Here is a 24064-nt window from a genome sequence, read left to right as displayed (position 1 = left end):
AGAGATTGTAAAACAAAAAAAGCCACATCATCCCGACGTGGCTAAAATAAACATATGAATTTAATTAAACAGTTTCTATTTATAGGAGTTTACAGAACTTGCGACCTTCCAGGTTCCCGATTCATTGATCAATGTAACCAAATCTGTTTTCGTGAAATCCTCAAATTTCATAGTGATACGTGCCACCATATAGTTTTCAGATTCCTCGAGTACTTCGGTACTTGTGCTGCAGTTCAATTTTTCACCTTTTTGCTTTTTTAGGAACGAAATGACTTCCGAACGGCTATTGGTGCGTGCAGCTTTTCCCTGAACTTTTTGATTGAATTCGGATGCGAACAATTTTTCTACGCCCTGAGATGCACCTTCTGTCATTACCGATACATAGCTATCGATGGCCAAATCGGCTGTGGAAAGGTTCAATGCTTTACCAGGGTCAGTTGCTGCCATTGCAAAAGTTGATAGTGTAATCAATGCTGCAGCTGCGAATGTCTTTACTAAAGTTTTCATAATACTTTATTTATATTGTTAGTTTTTTTATCTCTTTTCTTATTGTCGCAAGGAAGTTGATTTTGTTGCATCATTTCCTTTAAGATTCTGATTCAAAAGTAAGACAACGCAGCATCCCATTTTATTACATTTAGATCAACGGAATAAAAAAGTCGGTAAATGGAGGTAAAGGAGCGGTAAATGGATATCCGCTCCGGTAGGAAAAAACAAAGGTATGGGTTAACGTTACCTTTATAACTGGAAAGCAGCTAGAATAGTTGCAGGCGTACAATCAACTTCATTCAGCACATTGCACCGTCGGCCATTTTTATGAAGATATATGATCGTAAATCCAACCAGGATGGGGGTACCAACAAATTCCTTGCATGGAATGCTGATCGTCTTGGCCGAAATTGGATCCTGTCCATAGACGATATCAATTTCCCATTCTTCATCTTTTATCTCAGTGAACTCCCTTTCTTTGAAATTGAAAGAAAAGGCATGGAATTTAAAGGCGATAGCATTACAATCTTTGGGCAGCAGCAATGCTCGGTTAATGTCAAATATTGGAAATGATATTTCGATCTTGCTCTCCTCGGTTAGGTTAACCATTGGATCGATATTCAGCGCATCCTGCATATGGAAATTTTCGTTGAATTGGAAATTCACCAATCTGTCGAGCTTACAGTTGTTTAGGCAAAGTGTTCCCCTATCGTCATTGATATTTGTCTTCATTGCCCTATAAATCTGTCTATTCAAGCGATTGCCCATTTGTCCATCATGCAGTTCCTGATGCACTAAGCCAAAAGCCTGCCTAATTGCGGCGCCCGCGCGACTTGCCTGTCCAAAATCTTTACCAGCATTCTTCGTGTCGACGTTTTGTTTTACACGGTGTGGTTTACTTTGAATGTAGTTCTTTGTTCCTACCTTTCTGCTTACCAGTGGGCCAACCAGTCCACGGATATAGCCATTATCATTTATTCCCATACAATAAATATACCACCAAAACGACCCTATGTCAAGTATCTTGTTCATTTTTAAGGATTTCGGAAGCTGCAGCAAATAGCAATTATAAATTTGAAAATTTAGTGATACCTTTTTGGGGATTAGTTATAACCAATTCCCAACCACCTTCTAATTGCAAGCAAGATGCAAACAGGATGTCTGTACAGTGAAAGCACCCTTAAAAGGTGGACTCAACGTGGACTCACTGTGCACACAAGGTGGTTACAGTACGGAGTTGATCGCAAGTTGGTATGGAGTTGGTGTCAGGAAAATATAATTATTTGCGCCGAGCGGCTGTATTGAACTTTGAGAATAATGTAATCACAATAGAGCTTGATATAGCCCCCACGAACAAGGAATCGGGAATGGACGATTTCTCATCTAGGAAATAGTATACAGCAGCTGCTATTGAAAAGCAGACGATGAAGGACAATATTAAAACAAGTATAAATTTGGTTTTCATTAGTCAAGGGTTAATATAGTACAACTTAATATACAAAAGACATCTAATATATAAAGGTAAATTCATTTAATTTATACCATTAATCCATTTCAGCAACTAGGAACACTATTTAACTACTCTGGAGTGAGAACGTTTTCCACAATGTTATTAACAAACTGTGGAGAACTGCAAACACATCAAATTTTACTCGGAAAATAGGACGATATACTATGTTCTGTCGAAAGTTTTTTACGATGTAAATAAGAGATACATATTATTGTTTATTCAGCAGCCGAATAAAGCTACCATTTGCATAATCGAGTTTCTGCACATAGTAGTTTGTTTCAGGGCCTGCTACCAACACACCTCCTATTGCACCTAGCAACACGGAAGCTACAACAACATTGGTTGCAGATGCAGTTTCCATAACGGGACCCACAAAAATAAAATCATCATCTTCCTTGATTAAAGCATAAAACTGATCCTGACTTGAAATAAAAGGATTACCAGCATGCACTACTGCATAATAATCTTTCGGGTTTACCTTTTTAAGTTTCCCTTTTTCATTCTCTTTAAAGAAGCCTAAGTTTAAATCCCCCTCTCTTAATTGGGCCTGCCCACCTGACGGTGTTTGAAGGGCAAATTCTTCGTAGGTCAGATATAACCCATCTTTATATGTTTCCGTGTTATAAAGTGCCAATTGTTTCTTTTGAATATCGTCGTAATGTTCGATTTCACTGAGACTATAGCTTTTTGTGGTATCGCCGTTTTTGGTTAATGCATCAAGGATCAGGTTATTGACAACGTCGCTGGCGCGTGCCAAAGTCGCTTTGGTTACATCCATTCCTTTAACGACGATAGCTGTATCAGCTCGGGCTAGCTGTAAATATTCTCCATTAGCCTCTTTTGAGAATAAGATTGCTCTAAAATCCAAAAATCCCTTTTCAGAAAAAGCTCCCGTCAATTCCGCTATACAGAATTTTTCCAACCGCATCAGCAATTCACCATTGCCTTTACGACCGGTTATTTGTTCCAATTGGCTCTGTAACTGTTTTTCCAATGATGGCTCCGCCACCAACAACCGGTTTGCGTTCATCATACCTACTTGTATGACACCCAGATTATCTTTTATCTCCCTTGCGTCGTATAGGCTTATTTTACCATACTTAGCGTTCTCGACGATCTTATGTGGTTTCGTAAATAGAAACGCTCTGGTCTTTTGTTGCGCTTGCACAGCAACAGCCTTTATAAGAATAATGAATAGGAGGAAAATAATCCGTTTCATGGTAAGTAAATTTCAGAAAATAGGTTACGCTAAGTTATCGCATTATTTGCTTTTCTGCAACACCTATACTTCTTTATGGATCATACACTTTCTCTCCTATTCACCATCTATATGTTTTACAGCAAGTTCAAGTAGGGCATTCACAAAAGTATAACGATAAGTTAACTTATGCGGTAAGGTGCTAACTAAAACGTCCGAACATTAGATTAAATTTATAACTGCATCCGCTATTCCTTGTTTTGCTTTTATCGTCCAATACCCCAAGCCAATTGCAGATAGAAATGGCCCAGTCTATCCTTCGGAACATTCGAAACTGTAGCATTCACTACTTTCCATTCATTCTGTGCAATAGACGATTTATAACCTATTCTACATTCCGGGCGAAAGCTAGTGCGTTCGGAATTGGATGTTTTCAACGTAATACTTAAATCGACAATAGCAGCATCATGCTCCATTTTAGTTTGATTGGACTGCGTGGTCAAAAAGTCTCTAAATTCTCCATTCAGATTTTTCTTTTGAACCGTAAAAGTAGTAGACTGTTTACCGACTCCCAGCTGCGGACTAAAGATCAATCTGCCTGTACGTATCGCATTGGTAGATACATAAACCGTAAAATCTCCTGTGTTCATTGTATTGTCGTTTTTACTGCTTGTCGACAAGCTAAAATTCACCCCAATAAGGGTTTGTTTCATCCTGTATGCAAGTCCAGCTCCAGCATTCCAGCCAAACCCAGGTACCTTTCCGGAATCATAATCTTTCAAAATCCTATTCAAATTGCTTGCATTGTTAAATTGAACACCGGCAAAATAGATCGTCTCAAATGGCAGATGTTTAGTCTGACTGGTTTTTTGTTGCGCAAATAACTGAGCTGCAAAAACAAATAAAAGGGCACTAAAAAAATACTTCATAAAATTTACATTTTGGTTTATTTCAATTAAACTAATTAAGGTAAGGCCTACACCTTTTAATTATGACAACTAAATCAATAAATTCATTACATGGAAAAAAATATTTACAAAAAAGCCCCTCCAAAAAATATTCTGAAGGGGCCATTAAATAAACATATGAAACTTTCTCCCTGATTCCGTAGGGAGAAAATTGCTTTTAACTTTGTGGAACTAACTTGATCGTACCCGCATCGTTGGTAAAATACCCTTTGGTATACGCTCCTGTTGGTTCTACATACTTCAATTCTCTAAACTTCACTCCATTTACTTCATATTCTGTGTAAAATTCGAGTCCAGTAGGCGTATAACGATAAGCATATGGTTTAGTATTACCTGCAATCAATAATGCTCGTTTCGTTGCTGCGGTTGAAAATGTTGCTGCGAAGGATTCTGTCCCAACTTCAAATTTGTAATTTGAAAATGCATGGAATTTTGTAAGCGCAGCGCGGTAGGTCGCTATAATTGTAGAAGCCTCTGAAGATTTAATCGGGACCATCACAACCTTATTGTACGATTTTCTACCTTCCATGACAATGGAATCAGCTGATGCCTTTGTTACCAAGAAATCATTTTCACCTTTCATCCCCTCGTTACTCGCACCAATTGATGCTGTAAGGAAACCGGGTAATTGATATGCAGGCTCTCTATTAAAGACTGCAGGCAATGCAAAATAATGAAATATGCGATTATAGGTATCGAAGGTCAAAATTGCGCCAGCACCAGGTGCGACAGTATAAGTACTTACCTGTGCAGCAAGTGTTGTAAAATCACCTTCAATACTAACGTCAGTGGTATTATTAAATTTGGCAAATAAGGTATATCCTCCAAATTCTAATCCGCTGCTTGGAAAATACTTGATTATCCAGCCATCTTTATTCGCTTGTAAAGTAGAGTATACATTAGCCACGCTCGCGTTTAGACGGTCACTCGGACTGTCTTCAAAAATACGATCCATCTTCTTCTCACAACTTGCGCCCAAAGACAAAATGGTTATTCCTAAAATAAATAGTTTAAATTTCATTTTTTCTTAATTTAAAGTTGTTTGATCAAACGTGTTAAGATTAGGATAACGAGCAAGAATATTGGCTCTTAAGAGATCCATATCAATTCCCCACTCAGATTTCATATAGTTTTTCACAATTGCTAATTTTGAAAGGATCAAAGCCCTTCCCGCTGCCGTAGAATTTTCAACATTCAGCATGGCATCAAAATCAGCTTGACTCCGCGTAACATAGAACGAATACAGTTCAGCAAAATCCTCAGTATCGGCCTTAGAAGCATACGGTGAGATAAAGCCTGCTGCGATCGCGGCTCCTATACCTGTAGCATTGGCAGGATATTTCGCATTCCAGTCATCCTCCACGTAACTAGTACCTGTGATCTCCTTAAAATTACTTGGATAAGGCTTATTCTGATTTAGAATATGTTGAAACTCATGGTGAACTGTTTTGAAAAATCGGCCCGTCAGAAAAGCTGGGTTTTTACCATTGGTTTCATTTAATTCCAACAAATTATACAAAGATACTTTTGTACCTGATTCTGCTGTTCCCAAAATCATGACACCGTTTGTTTGAATTGGAGCTGAACCAGTAAACGTAATTAATTTTGGAAAGTTGTTTTTAAGGAACTCCTTCCCTCCAGTCACTTCTGAATATGGCTCCATAACAAGATAAAGCATAAGCTTGGACAATCTTATAGAAGATTCAAAAGGTGCAGGTACCAATCGATAGCTCATATCAGATTCTTTATCGACGTACTTGTACAGTATCTCGACATTGTAGGGTAGAATATAGTTTTTATAGAGGTAATTGTCCAAAGCGTTCTTTGGTATTGTTGAATCTACAAAAACACTATTGGGATTTAATTTATCCTCTTTGTTACATGCAGAAAACAACACTCCGCATGAAGCTAATAACATAAATAGTTTATTACTTAATTTCATTTGATCTAGGATTTGGTGTTAAACCTGCACTTACTACATCTTGAGGTAATTGAATTGCACGACGAGGATCTCGGATCGATAGCGTATTATCGGTAACCGTAAAAGTCATCGTTCCATTGTTGACCGCAGGAGCGACCCTTCTGGTTATTTCAATGCCATAACGTTTTACATCGAACCATCTTAAGCCAGTATGAAGAAACTGAAGGCGTTTAAGCGATAATACTGCATGGATCATATTTTCCTGTGTACCGCTTTCAATCTGAAAATCTGGGTTCAATTTCTTTTTCGGTGTTGGAGCTGTAGGAGTAAAATATGCAAATGAATTCGCCCAATTGTTAATCGAAGCTTCACTTATTGTCCCAGGCTTGCTAATGGTATTGTTATTAATATGGATTTGCATATCAGTAATGGCTGCCGCATAATTCTTAAGATGAATATTTGCTTCCGCCCTATTCAATAAAGCTTCTTCCGACGTGATCGGCGTATAGACTCCTCGTGAAAATCCAATTCCCGCAACTTGATCAGTATATTCAAAAATGTAGGCAACATGTGGAAAAATCACTTTATTTGCCGTCGTACTCGTATAGGAAAATGCACGAATTCTATAATCCGTTGATGTCGTAGCTTTCCCAAAAGGCTGAGCAGCAAACGCTGTCTCCGTCATTGCAATAGATCCACCGTGACTGATTCTGTTGTTGGTTGAATACCCCCCAAAAGTTGTCCCCATCGCCGAATAAGCCGTAGCTACTAAGAAATTAGCTTTCACTGAGCTCGCATTATACTCTCTCGTTGTATTATTGATCGCAGCAGAAAAAGAGGCAATCGTTGCATAATCACGTAAAGTCGCTGTTGGATTGTTTCCTAACGCTTCGGTGGAATACTCCACTGCCTTTGTCCAATCTTCCATAAATAATGCAACACGCGATGCAAAGGTATAAGCTGCCGCTCGGTTAAAGTGATATTTTGCAACACTAGAGTTGGCGTAAGAAGCGTCATTGATTAATGGTAAACCTTCTTCTATATCCTTTTTAATAAAATCGTAAACTTCCTGAACAGTATTACGTTCATATTTTGGATTTAGGGTAGTTTCTCCTTTCGTCATATAAGTAACACCCAAATCTGTTGTTGAATACTTTTTCGAATAATTCTGTGCAAACATATTTACAAGAATCCAATGGTTATAAGCCCGTGCCAACAACGCTTCACCACGCTGTGCTTTTAAGCTCGCTGGATTCCCCTGTTCATCAATAGCTTGCAAAGCAGCATTTGCATTAGCAATAGCTCCATAACACGCTCCCCAAATACGATCGATTCCATCATTACTCGTTTCAGTAATATCTTGCCATTTGTATATTTGTTCTATGAAGCGTGCGTAGTTTAAGTAAACTGGCCCAACATCATCCACATTGTCAGAAGATAACTCAGCTACCATAACATAAGCATTCTCTGGATAAGCCCCAACGAGCATTTTCCCAATTTTGTCTGTTGTATTTAGTTCAGCCCTATTATCGGGCAATTCATCCAAATATTTCTTACAGGAAGAAAAGCTTGTCGCTATTATTCCCGCTGCAATTAATATATATGATAATCTCTTTTTCATATGCTAGAATCCCATTTTTAAGGTTAATGTATATTGTTTCGCAATTGGTAATGCCACACCTCCTGAATTAACAAATTCTGGATCTTGCCCATTAAGGCGCTTATCCGCATAAATTAACCAAGGATTGATCACATTGAACCGTACACCAAGATTGCTCATCTTAAGAGATTGCACAAAATATTTTGGTAGCTCATAAGACAAGGAAATGTCCTTCAAACGAATAAAATCACCTTTTGCAACAGTTTCCGTTGAATAATTGTAGGCATTATAAGCATAATCGTATTGACTATTGTTTCGGATAAAACGTCTATCCAAAATCACAGGAATATTCGTAAATGCTTCCTCTCCAGGAACAGTCCAGGCATCCCAAAATTCCCTTGGTGTAGCATTTAAGTCGGAATAACCTGTTTTGTATGCTGGATCCAATCGAACTACATTTCCAAAAGAATAGGTGATAAATACATTGAGCTTAAAATTCTTATATGAAAATACGTTCCCAAAACTTCCCATATCGGTCGGTTCAGTTGGCCCCTCATACTTCAACCAGTCAATTTGCTTGCGTTCCTGAAAATAAACCCCCGTTGTTGTCTCTGCTCCATCGATGTAATTGTAGACGGGCAGACCATTCGGAAGAAGTCTATTAAATGGAATGGAAAATAGCGGTCTTACGGGATAACCAACCCGTCCATATCCGCCAGCAGCAATTAAGTCTGCAACTCGACTATTGTTTTCCAAAGCCGTAATCTTGTTTTTCGCTTTGGTGTAAATAAAGCTAGAAACCCACGAAAAATCTTGCTTTTTCAATATTGTTGCGGAAAGACTAAATTCCAATCCATGAGATTCCATATTGGCAACATTCCCGTACTTTGAAATCTCGCCACCAAGTCCCTGTGTATTGACAATACCGATTAAGTCGAAGTTCTTACGTTTATAGTAATCAACATCCAATGCGATCCTGTTCTTAAATAAACCAATGGAAGTACCTATATTTAACTCATGTTTCTTTTCATAGGTAAGTTCCGAATTTTCTAAATCAGAAATATTAAGACCTGTTTCTTTATCTGCGGTATTAGGACGCCATGGGTTATAACTTTGAATGATAATCTTCGAATTGGTTACAAAGTCGGGACCTCTATCAGCAGTCAAACTATAAGAACCCTTAAAACTCAGGTTTGAAAAAGGTGTCTCCAATTTCTTGAAGAAATCCTCTTCCATTACATTCCACATTCCTGAAACGTTCCATGTCGGCATCCAACGTGCAGAGGTTGTACGTCCTAAACGGTTGGTCCCTTCGTAGCGTAATGTACCATTAATAGTATATCGGTTGTCAAACGTATAATTTGCGGTTCCATAAAATGCTACTTGTCTGTTACGAGCAGGAGCTATATCACCATTTTTTCTTCTATCAATAGAATAATAATCAGCATTTTCTTCCTGGCTTTTCTTAAACAGCTTATAATCTATAAATGGAATTTCCCCTAAATCATATTGCAAACCCCAACCTCTAAACCAGTTCTGATTTCGATCCACAGAATTCGTTTCAGCACCGGCAAATGCGTATATCTTATGGATCTCTTTAAAAGTTTTGTCGAAAGCTGCTGTAAAACGGAAATCCTTTGTCAACATCTTATTGTCTGTACGATTATAGATACCGCCATATGGTAAGACAGAAACTGGCACTGCATAAGGATCACTCGGATCAGTATATAAGAAAGGATTCGCATCACGAATAAACGTAGTAGGCATCCAACGATAAGCTAATGCCTGATTTGACTGATCTTTAATATAGTGCTGTTGCGATGTTTGCTGATATCTTGTAGCGGCCAATAACCCCAATTCCAATGCCTTGATCGGCTTCCATCGCAATTCTCCTTGAAATTTAATATCGGCAGCATTTATATCCATGTAATTGTTATCCAATTCATGCAGGATATTAAATGGTGCATAATTCCGTGTATAGAATTCATTAGGATCAAGTGTCCGTGAAGTATTTAATGCATAACTATAAGGGTTAATGTCGAAATCCCGTTTAATTTCCATGGAAACTCGATCTACAGAAGAACCTAATGTACCAGGAGCCCGCTGATCACGATAGGATCCATTTGTTCGCAAATCTAATTTAAGATTATCAAATAAATCATAGGAAGCATTAAACATCCCTGTATAGCGTTTCACATCTGATTTACGCGCCCAGCCATTATCAAAAACACCACTAATGGATGTATAATATTGTGCTCTTTCTGTACCTGATGAAAGACTGACTGAGTGGTTCTGCATGATTGTCCGGCTGAACAATTGTTTAAACCAATCTGTATTTCGGTACTCTGCTTTCCTTAAATAAGCGTTTCTCGCTTCTTGTGTATTTTCTAATTGACCTGCCTTTATTAATTCATACATTTTCCCATAGACACCCGATTCGGATCTACTTGCCACATCTGCCATTGTCAACCATCCCCTTTGTTCAAGAACTTGATTAAATGCCATCTGCTCTTGAGAATTCATGATATTGAAATTATTATAAGAAGGAATCGCTCTTGAAGTAAACTCACCCACATAATTGGCGGAGTTCCGACCAGCTTTTCCTTTCTTTGTTGTAATAACAATAACACCTCCCATAGCCCTAGCACCATATATTGAAGTCGCAGAACCATCTTTTAGCACGGTAAACGACTCAATATCATTGGCATTTAAGCCGGCGACAGCAGAACTGATTAGGGTCAATGCATCTCCCGAAGACAGATCATCTGAAGAGACGTTTGACACATCTTCTATGATAATCCCATCAATTACCCAAAGCGGTTTTGAACTACCATAAATTGACGTTGCACCACGGACTCTAATTTTTGGAGCTGATCCAAAAGTTCCGGTTGTGTTTTGAACCGAAACCCCAGCAACACGGCCTTCCAAAGCTCTTGATGGATCAGGAAGTCCACCAAGTTCAATATCTTTCATATCGACCTTAGATGTAGCCCCTGTAAATGTTCTTTTGTCTATTTTAGCTCCAAGTCCTGTTACAACAACTTCGTCGATTTGATTGTGGTTAGAATCCAATACGATCGCGATGGAACTTCTATTATTGACACTAACTTCAAGATTGCTATAACCCACATATCGGACAACCAATACCGCATTTCCCCCAGCATTTATCTTAAAATGTCCGTTTGAATCGGTTTGCGTGGAAATGGAAGTTCCCTTGACGGTGATTGTAGCACCAGCCAACGGATTCCCCTCAGCATTTTTAACTGTTCCAGCGATCGACTGTTGTGTCCCCTCGACAACTACGTCATTCTTTCCATTACTATTGACAGAAATTGTATTTGCAATAATTTTGTACTCGATATTTTTATCTCTTAAAATCGAGTTTAACGCCTCTTCTACAGACGCATTTTTTAGATTGACTGTAACACGAGATTTAGCGTTTAAGTTTTCGCTATAGAGAACACGCAAGTTGGATTGTTTAGAAATCGCAGAAAGCGCTTCCTCAATCCGTGCATTCCTCATTTTCAAGGTAACTTTTTGGGCTGTTCCTTTAGCATGAACACCGGTTACAAATGCGAATAAAAGGCATGTACTAATTTTCATAATACGTAAGGGTTTGCAAAACCTATGATCTTGGGGTAACAAGGACCAGGCTTTGCTAAATGGTAAGTTATTCATACATTTACATTTTGTGGTTAATTAGGTAATTAATAGTTCACTTTTAAGTTATGAGCCCTTTGATCACATTTCTGAACAGGGATGCGCCAACATTCCTGTTCTCTTTTTTTGGGGCACTTTAATGATTGGATAGTAATATTATATCATAAGCCTTGCTGAATTAGTTTTATATTTTAAAATAAGTTAGCTTTTGTTCTCAATAATCAATTCCTTACCGTGAACTTCAAATCGAAGGTCACTGACATACGATAACATCTCCAACACTTGAGAAAGTTTTACATCGCGCTGTATACTACCGCTATATTCTTTGCTGAGTTGCACATTGCCCCTAAATTTCACATCCAGATCGTACCATCGGGACAGTTGATGAGCAATATTTACAATCGTTTCCTTTTTAAAGTAAAATTCATTGTTATGCCAAGCTAAATCCTGCTGAATATCAGCATTCCCCTTTATCATATTATTTTTCGAAAGGGAAGCAAATTCACCTGGATTCAATTCTAATTTATTTTCCTTTTGTCGCACCTCTACTTTACCTTCGACTAGCGTTGCACGGATATCATCGTGGTAAGCGAATACATTGAAATGCGTACCCAAAACCTTGATTTCTCCAGCTTTTGAATCAACGTAAAAAGGCTTTTTAGCGTCATGTGCCACTTCAAAATAGGCCTCTCCCTCTAAACTCACCCTTCTTTCATCTGCTGAAAATTGCGCCGGAAAATTTAATTTCGACTGTGCATTAACCCAAACTTTGGTACCATCGCTCAAAGTGATTTTATAATAACTTGCACGTGGCACTATGAGCGAATTCAAACGAGATACTTGCTGGTTTTTATCGTTTTTAACGATTAATTCCGCGCCATTTCCAACAAATGTCTTATTTGTATGGTAGGTTTTGGACGTCTTGTTATTAAGCACAACTTTTTCACCATTGGACAAATGTAAAATAGCCCCACTCTGTGCGGGTTCGACATCCTGCTCCAAATTCAAAGTTAGATTATGTACAGCATCTTCATCTGTCTTCAAATAACTGCTCTGCCATAGATAGAAAAATGTGGCCAATAGAAGTAACGATGCGGCAATACTGATAAACCACTTATAATTAGATTTATTATTCCTGCTGTTAAGCTTTTCCCAAGCTCTATTTGCATCCAATTGCTTAACAACAGCTAAATCTTGTTCAATACTCTTTGCTTTTCGAAATGATTCTAGAAGCCGTCTGTTTTGGTCACTAGCTTGTAGCCACTCTTCAAATTGTTTTTGTTCTAATTCGGTCAATTGACCAAATAAAAATTTTTGAAGCAGCTGAGAGATATGCCCTGAGTTTTCTTCCATATTGTACAGTAAAGAAACTTAAGGCAGGAAAAGGGGTGACAAGAATTTAAATATTTTTTAACAAAAATATAATAAGGGGTAAAAACTCAGGATTTAGTCGTTTTAAAAGCATTTTCATACCGCGCTGTTTTTGGGTTTTTACGGTATTGATGCTAATTTTCAATTCCCGGGTTATTTCAAGATTAGACAAGCCATCTAAATAGCCAAGGCGAAAGACTTGTTGACAAGAGGTTGGCATCTGTTCGATAATTCTGTAAATTTCCTGGATAGCCTCGCTATGAATCATGTTCAATTCAAGGGCTATATTATCCTCTTCTGTAAAACCGACAACATTCCAATATCTTTGTTGTACTTTTTCGTGGCGAATATGATTGTAACAGGCGAAACGAACCGAACTATACAAGTAATTTTTAACGGCAATCTCATTGTCGCTGACCTGATCGGTGTTTTTAAAATAAGCGACAAATGAATCTTGAACCAGGTCTTCAGCTACAGCTAAATCACCAACAATTTTCCAAGCAAAGTGGCACAACCCGTTATAGTGTGTTTTAAATAATACTTCTTCCTTCTGCATCGTTAAAGATCCCGCGACTACAAATTGTACTTCGTAGCGGATATTTTAGGACATGTATGTGCACTTACATGTAAGTGCTTAATAATTGTTTGGTAAAAGTGCTAAATATTTTTTACTATTCACACAAAAAAGTTACCAAGCAGAATTTCATACTCTCTTTTTTCCTTATGAACTTAGAAAATCGGCAATGAAAAATAAAAGATAATTGCTTAAAAGGAAGTAAAAACAAAGAATAACACACAAAATGAGTTTGTTCCCAAAAAGCCAATTTGTATTGTAACAAGAATTGTACTGTTATCCTTTTCAGCTTATATTCCTAAGGAATAGCTACAATCTACTATACAGGACGCTCTATTTATGGCGATTTATCGACTATATCACTGAATCTCCAATTAGAAGGAAGCCAGAGTCGTTTAGCATAAGTAACTTTAGAATCTAACAACAGATTTGGTTCGATATAAGTGACTCAAAACGGTAAACTATTTACCTGCTATGACATCGATATTCGGTGCAATCTGTTTTAATTTATCAATAAATTCGGTAGGATTTTCTGGATCAACGAATATATCGTCGATCTTATTATAGTGCAGTACCATTCCTTTTCTATAAGGCCTTAAAATTGTAAGTCTCATCGTACCAAACCAGTCTACCTTATCAGTTTCTAATTTACATATAGAAGTAATATCTACAGACTTTGTACCCGAGACTGTCTTAATAAAAAGCTTATCACCTTCAATCCAATACCTTTTATAAAAGAATGTAAAATACCAAGTTATCGCGAATACGCCAAATAACAATAGTGTGCCTAGATACAGTCCTTTTTCAAGACCTCCATAAGATAGCATCACGATAAATATAATCATCGCAACTCCCCAGATATAACTACCGAAGTTTATCTGTGTTTTAAAGACTTCTCTCATAACTAATGATTTTTAATAGGTCTATTATTTTAATTACTATTGGCCAAATTCTGTCTCACGTTAAATTGAAACAAGTTATATATTTCACGATACCGTTCGACATCTTCTTTATTGTTTAACTGAATTTGATAAATACGATGAATGACCTCATTGTCAATATTCTCTTTCATAAAATCGATTTCTTCAGTTAACAGTTCGTTCTTCACATCAACCAACCAGTCTTTTGATAAGAGCTTTTGTATTCGACCTTCTTCTTGCAAGAATCTATGATCACTATAACGTACTGCTACTTGCTGAAGACTATCTTTTTGATGTCTGTTTTTATCCTTATAACGATCCACTAATGTTAAGTATTCATTATATAACTTGTTGTTTTTTCCACCTGATACAACCGCCATTTTAATAGATTCGCTTCCATTTTTAGCCAACAGTAGTTCTTCTAACTCCGCTTGTTTACCAGGACTTTCAAGCAAGAACTTATATTTTCCGGACTCATTGGGATCGAGCCAAAATATAGTTGAAATATAATACTTTGGTGTACCAAGTTCAGGCTGACGGGCAAATCGCTCAATCTCCTGCGGCTTCACCACATTCCGCTCCCACGAAAAAACTATTTGATAAATCCCCTTTGGGAGCGATTTACTAGTTAAAACAAAATCTTCTTAATCTAATGTATCAGACATCATCTTTTCACCTGTCTCGAAACTATATAAATCGATATAGAAGGGAGCTGATATGGGAAGCTTTCCTATAATTTCAGTCTTTATCACATGAGTATGCCTATAACAAGCACAAAAAATAAGAACTGAAAAAAAGATAAGTAGGTTAAGAATTTTTATCATAATCTTGCTCACTTGGCTTAGCCGTATTATCTAAGATTTTCCAAACTGCTTATAGATCTCACCATTTTTTATTTCAACAATAAAATGATTCTTCTCATACAAACTTTGATGCTCTGCTGGTAATCTATATAAGCCATCTGGTACATATTGGGTAAAGCTACTATTGGAGTACAGTTTATTGTTAAAACCATTAAAATATATGCTAGTACTAGGCATAGGCTCTATTCGCGGATCTTGATAAATCTTTTCCCAAGTTGGTGCATATAAAGCGAAGCTAGAATTATAATTTATCTGTACAGTTTTTTGAACCTCAGGAAGAATATTTTCTTGGTTCGGCCCGCCAGTGTTACCTATATATATCCAACCAATATTTTGAACAACAGGATAAACAATGGTTTCATTTGAATTACCAGCAAAATATTGATTATAGATCTGTTCACTAATGTCTCTTGTTCCTACCAAGGTCTGTATCGCTGCTAAAAGATAAAATCCACTCCAAGGATCATAATGTGGTAAAGGATTAATATAGACATTCTCATAGCCATCATTTACGACCTGCTTAGAAAACAACAAAGTTCTTTCATTGATATCACTTACAATCAGGTTCTGAGCTATAAGAGATTTGTACGAAGAAATCAAACATTTCATTGTCGTCAAATTGGAAGAACCGATATAATGCGAAGGATTATCTAAATAAGTATAAATTACATCAGGAGTATAATCTATATTCACGTCGATTGGCTTGGGAGTCCATGGCTGAGGTCCAACAGGTGTATTCGGTGATGTTGAAGCTGAGCATGCCAAACCTGATTGAATCAGCTGCGACATTTTCGTTGCAAAGTCGTAATTTGACACGTCATGTGTACCAGCATATCTCATATATCGCATCGTAGAATCATTGTATTTTTCTGCACAAGAATTAAATTCTGTAGCTGAAACAACTACCTTCTCAATAAACTCGTTGTCTTTACTAGCAGCAAATTTTTGCGACCTATTTGGGTCTAATGAATTTTTACCACATCCCCCAATAAACAGTAATCCAAGAATTAAAATACTTTTATAAAATTCTTTCATAGCAACATCATTATAAATAGAAATATCAGTATCGACCCGACCACCGCCCGATCGATACTGAAATAAAACATTAATTATTTTGACCTGTAAAATAAAAATCAGGATGCTCAACGCTCTTAAATTGAGACATGACTTCTCCGGTTTCGGAATTCACAAAGTACCCCAGTTCAAACGTGTCAACATTAATCCGCTCCTGCAGTAAATAGCGAACATCGTTGTAAAGTGCTCCATCATTTCCCGTAGGTGTCCCACTTAATGTAAATTTAAATTTACCATTTTCAACTGTATAGGTATAGTTATAGGTTAGGTTGAATGTCTTCGAACCTTCGTATGTCGTATTAAACACAACAGACATCCTTTTATTAACCGATTGGAACTTAAAATCTATAGTCCTTAAAATAAAGAAATTAACCCCGTCGAATGCCCATCTATTAATTCCTGCTTTTGCTTGCGCTTTACGTGTTGCAAAATTTGTACTCCAGCCATTATACGTCGTCACATCCGGAATTGTAATCACAGAGAAACTTGCCCCTAACGCTGTAAGATACGGAACCACAGAAGAAGAATTAATTTTCAACGGATATTCCTTACCATCTTTGTCAAGACCAACAAGAGAATTTTCATCTTTCCATATGAAACGCTGTAGTTGAATATTATTTATCAGCACGCCGCCAACGATTTCAATACCGTCAATTGTATTACAGAATTCAACAAAAGAAGAAGAAAAGCTTCCATCAGAATTGGCTGTAATAATAGACATTCTTTTGGTTCGAAAACCAAATGCCAATTCTGCTTCCACATTGCCCACAACAATGGAGGTCAAGGGGTTTTTCTTAAAAAATGCTTTGTTTTTATTAATTACATCAAGATAGCCCTTCGAAGTATATTTTTTTGCTTCATCTTCTTTTGCTTTAACCAGAATAAGCGGTTTAATAAACTTCCGTCCCTGAAAGAACAAGGTATCGCCATGGGTCTTCACGTAATCGTATTCATTATCACTACCATGTCCCTTCCCAGCTGTTCCACCAAAAACACTTGGATCTGGGTCTTGCAACATAGTAATATAGTTATACGTGTCAAAAGAAAGCGTAGCATACATTATCTGACGTATGCGATAGGTAGACTCTTTTATTACGGAAGACGTAGTCTCGTTCAAATCCGCAACCATCTTTAATCGATCATTTTCACCAAACTGCATATAGAAGCCATATCCCCCTTTGGATATCTCCGTGGTTGTATAAGCTTTCCATCCATATGGTGCATCTACCAATGTCTTTTTAACATACAATAATGTATCGGAAATCCTATCATCGGGATTGCCGAATATGGGATCCATTTCTTTTGGTTTGCTACAACTGAAAGCCAATAGGACCAAAAACATTAAATAAAATATCTTTTTCATAATCTAATACTTCCTCAAATTTACTTTGCCCATAAATGTTGCATTTGGATCCTTTGTATCTTTTAAGATCATAAATTGCAGATAATCGCTCGGATTGACCGACAAATCAACTTGTTTCCAGTCGGCCGAAAAACTAGTACTGCCCAAATAATCGATCAGGGGTTTCGTATCTTTTAATACCCAGTCAATGTTACCATTACCATAATTATTGCCTGTCCCTTGGGTCGCCGACTTAGCGATTTTAAATGTATTGTCTGTATTTTTTACAATATCAAAATCGTAGGATGCCGTGTAGGTTACACTATTATCGCCAAAACCGATGTTTAATGTCGCCTTTGTGGCGGAGACAAACTGGAAGGTCATTGATTTGGTGGTCCAGCCTCCGAGCTCATCCAAAATTGCCATAAATAATGATCTTTGCTTGCTGGAAATCGTGTTTTCTAATCCCCAGGTGTTTCGGATATCCCAGTCCAACGAACCAACATAGTCATTGCTCAATGCTGTTGTGGCGGAATACCGGCTAGATTTATATTTTTCCGCCATGACGCGCTGAAATTCAATCTGCAATTGCGTTACATCGATGTTAAAATTCTGCATCATATAATCCCGTACAATCGCTTCTTTTTGTTTAAACTTGGGATAAGCATCCTTTCCACTATCGTAAGCAAAATCGTCATAATACAATTGACCAGCGACGATTAAATGTGATAAGACTTCAGCAAAATCTTCTCCTATCGACTTTCTCGAATAAGGTGTAATGAAGCCCAATGATCTTGCTTTTGCCTGGTCATTCTCCTGTGCAGTCCAATTCGAATAATAATCACCTGCACAGATTTTTCCGAACTCAGCAGGGATAAATCTCATCTGATTAAGGATATGGGTAAATTCATGGTGAATAACCTGAAGGTTACCAGTTACAGAATTTGAATTCGCAATGTCAAAATTATTAACCCCATACAATGTGATCCGTCTACCTCCGTCTGCAGTTCCACCTTTTACTGAACCATCCACATCGTAGTCACCTGATCCAAATAAAGCAAACTGTTTGGGTGTGTATGTTTTTATAAAGGGTACTCCCCCAATTTTCTTATAAACATCCAAAAAACCATTAATTACCACATCCATTTGTGGAATAACCTTGGATTCGTCTGCCGGTGCTATATTTTTATTGATATCATGCATATTTCGCTGATACCGATAGACTACTTCAATATTATAGGGATCGGTCAAATTCTTTGTAATCCATTCGTCAATAGTTCCTGGAACAAAGGTGTCGTAATTTTCAATTTTAGTATTCAGCTTCTCCTCTTTTACACAGGAATATAAACTAGCGAACAGACCGACTATTATACATGTTTTTGTTATCGTTTTCATAAAATTACCTTGGATTTTGTTCAACACCTGACAACTTCGCTTCTTGTGGGATCTGGAAAACACGTCTTGGATCCTCAGGCTTTAATTCGATATAAGACTCACTCTCATCGTTGGCAATAACAAGATGTCTTACTGTTATGCCTTTACGAATAATATCGAACCAACGTAAACCCATCGACATAAATCCAACTTGTTTAAATTGTAGAACCGTCTGAATAAGTGCTTCCTTATCATCTTGAACACCAAAAAATGCTTTGGATTTTGCAGCTGTTACAGCATGGTTTGTAGGATTGTAACCATCTATTCGATTGCTTGCCATTAAATTCATATCGGCAATACCAGCTGCATTATTTCCCAATTCCAAATAGGCCTCTGCTCGATTCATTAGTGCCTCATCTGTAATTAATACCGGGACCATAAGCATAGGAAATCCTGTATTTGCGGTTGCATTTGTTACGTACCAAAATTCCTTCCAGATATAAGTAGTATAGTGTGGAGCACCATAGGAGACACCGAAATTATAAAACTTCGCTCCTGCAGCCGTAGTACCATTATAAATCTTTTGAAACACATTGATACCCATAGCATAACGATTATTCCACCAGCGTTGATAACCACTGTAAGTTTCGTTAATCAGCAAGCTATAAGGTTGATCGGCTTTGGAAAAGACCGTATGCACCTCCTCGAAGGTCATTTTCTTGAATGTGGAATTATAGGGGATTAATTTTCCTGCAAAATTTCCTCCTGCAAAAATTTTGTTGGCATTGTCAACCACTTTTTGCCATTCGCCTGTAAACAAATAGAATCGAGATGCAAAGGCATGCGCAGCAGCTGGTGTAAAATGGTATTTTGGTACATTCCATTCTGCTGGATTCCCGTCTAAAAGTGCTAATCCCTCTTCCAGATCCTTCCGAATATTATCATAAACAGATTTCACCGTTCCACGATCATACTTCTTAATTACAACTGTCTCAGGTTCAGTAACATATGGAATACCAGGTGAAGTATTAGCCTCCGGATTTTTATAGTCGTAGACTTTTGCAAAGAAATTGACGAGCATAAAATGTGCATACGCCCTTGCAACTAGAGCCTCGCCTTTGAACGCTGCAATCTCTTTTCCGAAGTTATTCGTTTCAATTGCTGCCAAAGCATGGTTTGCAGCTGCAATTGCTGCGTAACAATTATTCCAGTAGCTATTGGGGCTGTCTGTATCATTGTTGTTGATGTCTTGCCAAAAATATAAGAAAGGAACTGGCTGGTATAGACCGCCTACCCCTTTATCTTCCACATTATCTGAATAGGTTTCGGCCATAGCAAGATAATTACCAAAAGGGTAAGCTGAGGTAATCAGTCTTTTGACTTTATCAACCGTATTGATCTCGGCGCGCATATCCGGTTGCTGATCCAGATATTTGTTACAACTGCTGAGTAGCAGCGTAGAAGAAATGAATAAATATTTAAGATTTGTAAGTTTCATAATTTAGTCGTTTAAAATCCCAATTTTACAGATAGAGTTACTTGCTTCGGAACGGGTAAGGCTACCCCTCCATTGTTATAGAACTCAGGATCGACTCCATTTAATTTTTTATCGGAATAAATCAGCCAGAGGTTATTACCCACCAAATTTACTTGCGCAGTTCTAAATTTAATTTTACTGACAACAGATTTGGGAATATTATATCCCACGGAAATTTGCGATAAACGTAGATAATCACCTTTTGCTACACGTTCTGAGGAATAGTTGTAAGCATTATAAGAATAAACAGATGCCGTACGGTCACCAGCAGCATTCTGGACATCAAATTCTGCAGTTAACCCATCGAGTGTAGAAGGAATTACTGTTAAATATTCGTCGCCTTTGTAAATAAAACGATTGATCAGTTCCCTTGATACATTATACATATCTAGATATACAGGAGAATAATTAGGCTGTAGACGAACCATATTGCCCAAACCAAACTTCAACAAAAAGGAAAAACTAAAATTTTTATATTCCAATCGGTTGTAGTAGCCTCCGGCAAGCGTCGGATCCACAGGTCCTTCATATTTAAGAAATTCCGTTTGATTGTCCTGAAACCAGAAATAAGTTTCACCTGGAGTACCATCCGTACCGATATAGGTCGGATAACCTCCATTGGCGGCCAATTTATCAAAGTCTAGAGAATACAAACCTCTATGAGGTTTGCCGACCATTGCTCCACCTTCGCCTGAAATCAGATCCCAGATATTGCGGGTTACATTTAATTTGGTAATTTTCGTTTTGTTAAAACCAAGTGTAAGCTGTGTACGCCAGGTAAAACCATTCGGGTCTTTAAATGGATATCCGCCAAGCTGAATATCAACCCCATGACCTTTCATATCAGCGTAGTTTGCTAATTTCTCAAATTGTCCACCAATCCCTGAAGTACGAATTGGCCCAATTAAATCAAATATATTACGCCTATAATAATCAAAATTCAGATCGATTCGATCGTTCAAAAATCCTAAATCTGTACCAATATTAAGTTCGTACATTTTCTCCCAGGTTAGCTCGGAATTTTCCAGGCCATTTATGCTAATCTTGCCTTCTTTTTCTCCGTCGTAAGGTCTATAAGTAATAGCATTATAGAAAACAGCCGAAGAATTAGAAGCATTCCCCATATTAGCAACCAGACCATAAGTTCCCCTTAACCTAGCGCGTGACAAGATCTTATTATCTCTATTAAAGAAATTCTCTTGATCGATATCCCATGCTCCAGATACGTTCCATGTAGGTAACCACCTTGCGACATTCGTACGGCCCATTTTATTGGCCCCGTCATAACGGGTTGTAAAGTTAAATGAGTATTTATCTTTATAATTATAAGCACCGCGCAATGCATAAGCGAGTTTACGGTCGTAAGTATAATTCATCGCAAATGGCGAATCGCCGGATTCAATCTGCTTTTTATAATACCGATAGGCAGGTAAAACCAGATTGCCATTTCCATATTCGATTCCTGGCCCATTAAAATCGTGGCTCTGCTTATCTGCATATTGGAGTTCATAAGTTCCAAACAAATTCATGGTATGGTCATTCCACTTTTTGTTGAATTCCAAATTGTGCCGCATATAATAACTGATCATATTGTTATTGGCTACATTAAAAAATCCTCCATTGGGAAGAATAACATATTTATCGGTATTTGGAAAATCGGGGTCAGCGTAAAGAAAGCGATTTCCGCTATTGACAGTTTGGTCTTGGTTTGCCCGATAGGCTTTAGAAAGGTTGGCATTCTCCGTGATCATATGTTGCCTTTCGGAATTATAATAACGATACATTCCGGTTGCTGAATAGGTCAAGGAGGGCAAAATCTTATACGTTAAACCCGCCTGAACTTTAATATCCATCAATTTTAGTTTGATGTAATTGTTATCGAGTTCATTGAAGATATTAAATGGCGCATAATCTCGCGTAAAATACTCCAGGTCACCATTTTCATCGTAAGGTGTAATAATACGGCTGGTATTGAGCGCATAGGAATATGGGTTAATGTCAAAATCCCGGGAATAACTACCATAAACTGCATCGGAGTTACGATTTAGAGTTCCAGGCGTACGTTGATCACGGATATTTCCCTGAAAAATAAACTCTGTACTCAATTTATCATTGATCTTATAGTTATTACGAATATTCGCCGTAAAACGTTTTGCCTGATTGCCAAGCGTATAACCAGGATCATTCATAAAACTCGTTGAAGCATAGGTCTGTGCCTTTGCAGTTCCGGTACTCATACTTAACGAATGGTCATGTACAAAACTGTTTCTAAACAATAGGTCAAACCAATCTGTATTTACATTTGCATAACGTTGTAAGAAATTATAACGAGAAGGAGCATCATTTCTGAGTTTGAAAGAATCAGTGCTAGGATCATACTCATACATAAGGTTATACATTTTGGTAAATACCCCTCCTGTTCCAGCTCTCGAAACCTGAGAGTGATTGAGGTAACCTTTGTTTTCCATATCAATTACCAACTGCATCTGCTCAGCAGAATTCATGATATCGAATTGGTTATAGTTGGGTTTAATATAGGTCGTAAAGTTTCCAGAATAATTAAAATGTACCTGCCCATCTGTATTTTTACCTTTTTTTGTATTCACGACGACCACTCCATTCATCGCAGCAGCACCATACATCGCAGTTGCGGCAGCATCTTTCAACACAGTAATCGATTCGATGTCGTCGGGGTTTAGCCCTGCTACAGAAGACCCTAATAATGTATTAGCATCTCCTGTAGATAATGCTTCGTTGGAGATATTGACGGCCTCATCCAAGATAACACCATCAATTACCCATAAGGGTTTATTATCCCCAGTTAATGAGGTTGCGCCCCGTACCCGAATTTTTGGTGCTGCACCAAATGTCCCAGATACGTTTTGAACAGAGACACCCGCTGCTTGGCCTTCCAGCATCCGGGAAACATCAGGAACCCCAGCTCGTTCGGCTTCTTTCGCATCAATTTTCGTGGATGCCCCCGTGAAAAACTTACGATCAAGATTCTGATATCCGGTCGCAACGACGTTGACTTCGTCTAATTTTAAATCATTAGCCGTAAGTGTAATATTTACGGTTGACTTACCGTCCATTGAGACTTCCCGGGTGCCAAATCCTACATACCGAACAACCAAAACAGCCGATGTAGAAGCATTGATTTTAAAATGGCCCAAGTCGTCAGTCTGTGTTGAAATAGAGGTTCCTTTTACGGTTACTGTTGCACCGCTCAACCCTTTTCCATCCTGACTCTTAACAGTTCCAGAGATACCCTGTTGCAGCGCATTTCGATCCGAACGACTGCCTTCCTCGCCATTAACTGAAATCGTATTTGCTATAATCTTATAGTCTATATGATTGTTGCGTAGGACAGAATTCAATGCTTCTTCTACTGAAGCATTTTTTAAGTTCACATTGACCCTCACCTTAGAATCAATATTCTCCCCATAAAATAATTGCAAATTGGATTGTTTGGAAATCGCATTCAATGCTTCTTCAATCCTTGCATTTTTCATCTTCAAAGTAACTTTCTGTGCAAGGCCATTGGCTTGAACTCCGGTCACAAAGGCGAAAAGAAGGCAGGTACTAATTTTCATAATACGTAAAGGTTTACAAAACCGTGGGTCATGAGGTATCAGTCGCCACGTTTTGCCAAATGGTAAGTTA

17 protein-coding genes are annotated in these 24064 nt (G+C 37.8%); all 17 read right to left on the bottom strand.

Annotation, left to right across the window (positions count from 1 at the left end):
- Positions 1–75: 75 nt before the first annotated feature.
- A complete protein-coding gene (locus tag B4Z90_RS18695) occupies positions 76–507 on the bottom strand; it encodes a nuclear transport factor 2 family protein (RefSeq protein ID WP_201640092.1) in 432 nt (143 codons plus the stop codon).
- A 231-nt stretch (positions 508–738) separates the two neighbouring features.
- Positions 739–1521, bottom strand: a complete 783-nt coding sequence (locus B4Z90_RS18690; RefSeq protein WP_286767781.1) for a hypothetical protein — start codon at positions 1519–1521, stop codon at positions 739–741.
- Between the two features lie 686 nt (positions 1522–2207).
- Positions 2208–3218, bottom strand: a complete 1011-nt coding sequence (locus tag B4Z90_RS18685; protein ID WP_112374913.1) for a hypothetical protein — start codon at positions 3216–3218, stop codon at positions 2208–2210.
- 245 nt (positions 3219–3463) lie between these two features.
- Positions 3464–4126, bottom strand: coding sequence for a hypothetical protein (locus B4Z90_RS18680; protein WP_112374914.1), 663 nt, complete (start codon positions 4124–4126; stop codon positions 3464–3466).
- A 196-nt stretch (positions 4127–4322) separates the two neighbouring features.
- Entirely contained in the window at positions 4323–5186 is an 864-nt protein-coding gene (locus B4Z90_RS18675) for a DUF4302 domain-containing protein (RefSeq protein WP_112374915.1), read from the bottom strand.
- Between the two features lie 6 nt (positions 5187–5192).
- Positions 5193–6107: a zinc-binding metallopeptidase gene (locus tag B4Z90_RS18670; RefSeq protein WP_239468758.1), complete on the bottom strand. Its 915-nt coding sequence runs from the start codon at positions 6105–6107 to the stop codon at positions 5193–5195.
- A complete protein-coding gene (locus B4Z90_RS18665) occupies positions 6094–7707 on the bottom strand; it encodes a RagB/SusD family nutrient uptake outer membrane protein (protein ID WP_112374916.1) in 1614 nt (537 codons plus the stop codon). Before B4Z90_RS18665 ends, B4Z90_RS18670 begins: the two co-directional genes overlap by 14 nt.
- A gap of 3 nt (positions 7708–7710) precedes the next feature.
- Positions 7711–11289: a SusC/RagA family TonB-linked outer membrane protein gene (locus B4Z90_RS18660; RefSeq protein ID WP_286802950.1), complete on the bottom strand. Its 3579-nt coding sequence runs from the start codon at positions 11287–11289 to the stop codon at positions 7711–7713.
- A gap of 258 nt (positions 11290–11547) precedes the next feature.
- A complete protein-coding gene (locus B4Z90_RS18655; protein ID WP_112374918.1) occupies positions 11548–12699 on the bottom strand; it encodes a FecR family protein in 1152 nt (383 codons plus the stop codon).
- 46 nt (positions 12700–12745) lie between these two features.
- Positions 12746–13273 (bottom strand): RNA polymerase sigma factor, encoded by a 528-nt coding sequence (locus tag B4Z90_RS18650; protein WP_112374919.1) that lies wholly within the window; start codon positions 13271–13273, stop codon positions 12746–12748.
- 479 nt (positions 13274–13752) lie between these two features.
- Positions 13753–14193, bottom strand: coding sequence for a hypothetical protein (locus B4Z90_RS18645; RefSeq protein WP_112374920.1), 441 nt, complete (start codon positions 14191–14193; stop codon positions 13753–13755).
- 29 nt (positions 14194–14222) lie between these two features.
- Positions 14223–14783, bottom strand: a complete 561-nt coding sequence (locus tag B4Z90_RS18640; protein ID WP_146753068.1) for a hypothetical protein — start codon at positions 14781–14783, stop codon at positions 14223–14225.
- Positions 14784–15065: 282 nt separating this feature from the next.
- A complete protein-coding gene (locus B4Z90_RS18635; RefSeq protein ID WP_146753069.1) occupies positions 15066–16109 on the bottom strand; it encodes a hypothetical protein in 1044 nt (347 codons plus the stop codon).
- A gap of 70 nt (positions 16110–16179) precedes the next feature.
- Positions 16180–17511, bottom strand: coding sequence for a DUF4302 domain-containing protein (locus B4Z90_RS18630; RefSeq protein WP_112374923.1), 1332 nt, complete (start codon positions 17509–17511; stop codon positions 16180–16182).
- A gap of 3 nt (positions 17512–17514) precedes the next feature.
- Positions 17515–18885: a substrate import-associated zinc metallohydrolase lipoprotein gene (locus tag B4Z90_RS18625; RefSeq protein ID WP_146753070.1), complete on the bottom strand. Its 1371-nt coding sequence runs from the start codon at positions 18883–18885 to the stop codon at positions 17515–17517.
- Between the two features lie 4 nt (positions 18886–18889).
- The gene (locus tag B4Z90_RS18620; RefSeq protein WP_286802946.1) at positions 18890–20362 is read right to left on the bottom strand and encodes a RagB/SusD family nutrient uptake outer membrane protein; all 1473 of its coding nucleotides are present in this window, start codon (positions 20360–20362) and stop codon (positions 18890–18892) included.
- 11 nt (positions 20363–20373) lie between these two features.
- The gene (locus tag B4Z90_RS18615; protein WP_172462405.1) at positions 20374–23994 is read right to left on the bottom strand and encodes a SusC/RagA family TonB-linked outer membrane protein; all 3621 of its coding nucleotides are present in this window, start codon (positions 23992–23994) and stop codon (positions 20374–20376) included.
- Between the last annotated feature and the right edge of the window lie 70 nt (positions 23995–24064).

This window comes from Sphingobacterium sp. UBA5639, assembly GCF_002421245.1.
GTDB lineage: Bacteria > Bacteroidota > Bacteroidia > Sphingobacteriales > Sphingobacteriaceae > Sphingobacterium > Sphingobacterium multivorum.
Note: the sequence above shows the minus strand (reverse complement) of the source record. Positions and strands in the feature narration are given on the sequence as shown.